Source organism: Vibrio sp. M250220 (assembly GCF_036533795.1).
Lineage (GTDB): Bacteria > Pseudomonadota > Gammaproteobacteria > Enterobacterales > Vibrionaceae > Vibrio.
Genome location: NZ_JATABI010000123.1, coordinates 1 through 1,706, shown reverse-complemented (window position 1 = coordinate 1,706; position 1,706 = coordinate 1). Strand labels below are relative to the sequence as shown.

1 protein-coding gene is annotated in these 1,706 nt (G+C 49.7%); it reads right to left on the bottom strand.

The window, feature by feature from the left end; translation table 11 throughout:
• Positions 1-1,706: transketolase (tkt, locus tag QTN94_RS19810; protein ID WP_331428632.1), on the bottom strand; the 1,706-nt coding region annotated here is incomplete at both ends.

Below are 1,706 nucleotides of genomic sequence, written 5' to 3'. Positions count from 1 at the left end.
ACTTTCTTACCTTCTTCTGTTAGCTGTGCTGCTGCTTCTACCGCTAGCTCTACTTCAGAACCTGTTGCGATAAGGATAAGCTCTGGCTTACCTGCACACTCTTTCAGGATGTAAGCACCTTTAGCGATGTTGGCTAGTTGCTCAGCGTCACGCTCTTGTTGTGCAAGGTTTTGACGAGAGAAGATAAGAGATGTAGGGCCATCTTTGCGCTCGATTGCCAGTTTCCAAGCAACGGCTGACTCAACTTGGTCACATGGACGCCATGTGCTCATGTTTGGCGTTAGACGTAGAGAAGCCATTTGCTCAACCGGTTGGTGAGTTGGACCATCTTCGCCTAGACCGATAGAGTCGTGCGTGTAAACTTGGATGTTCTGAACTTTCATCAGAGCAGCCATACGCATTGCGTTACGCGCGTATTCCATGAACATTAGGAATGTTGCACCGTATGGTACGAAACCACCGTGTAGCGCAATACCGTTCATGATAGCCGTCATACCGAATTCACGCACACCGTAGTGAATGTAGTTACCAGAGGCATCATCAGCAGATACAGACTTAGAACCAGACCACATCGTTAGGTTAGAAGGTGCTAGGTCAGCAGAGCCGCCTAGGAATTCTGGTAGCATGGCACCGAATGCTTCTAGCGCATTTTGTGACGCTTTACGTGAAGCGATGTTGGCTGGGTTAGCTTGTAGATCAGCGATGATCGCGTTGGCTTTCTCTTCCCACTCTGCTGGCAGTTCACCATTTACGCGGCGTTTGAATTCTGCTGCAAGTTCTGGATATGCTGCTTCATAAGCTGCAAATTTCTCGTTCCACGCTGCTTCCTTAGCTGCGCCTGCTTCTTTCGCATCCCATTGCGCGTAGACATCTTGCGGAATTTCAAAAGGACCGTGTTCCCAACCAAGTTGCTTACGAGTCGCGGCAATTTCTTCAGCGCCTAGTGGTGCGCCGTGACAGTCGTGTGAACCAGACTTGTTAGGTGAACCAAAACCGATGATAGTTTTAGTACAGATTAGCGTAGGGCGAGGATCAGCTTTTGCTGCAATGATGGCCGCATTGATCGCTTCTGCATCGTGACCGTCAACTGCTGGGATTACATGCCAGCCGTACGCTTCAAAACGCTTAGGTGTATCGTCAGAGAACCAACCTTCAACGTGACCATCGATAGAGATACCATTGTCATCCCAGAAAGCGATTAGCTTGCCAAGACCTAGCGTGCCCGCGAGAGAACATGCTTCGTGTGAGATACCCTCCATCAGACAGCCATCACCCATAAATGCATAAGTGAAGTGATCAACGATGTCGTGGCCTTGTTTGTTGAATTGTGCAGCAAGCGTTTTCTCAGCCAGCGCCATACCAACCGCGTTAGTGATACCTTGACCTAGAGGACCCGTTGTTGTTTCAACACCAGGCGCATAACCGTACTCTGGGTGGCCCGGAGTTTTTGAATGTAGCTGACGGAAGTTCTTCAGATCGTCGATAGACAGCTCGTAACCAGAAAGGTGTAGCAGCGAGTAAATCAGCATAGAGCCGTGGCCGTTAGAAAGTACAAAACGGTCGCGATCTGCCCATTCTGGGTTAGCTGGGTTGTGATTTAGGTGTGAACGCCAAAGAACTTCAGCGATATCAGCCATACCCATAGGTGCGCCTGGGTGGCCAGAGTTAGCTTGTTGTACACCATCCATGCTTAGAGCGCGGATTGC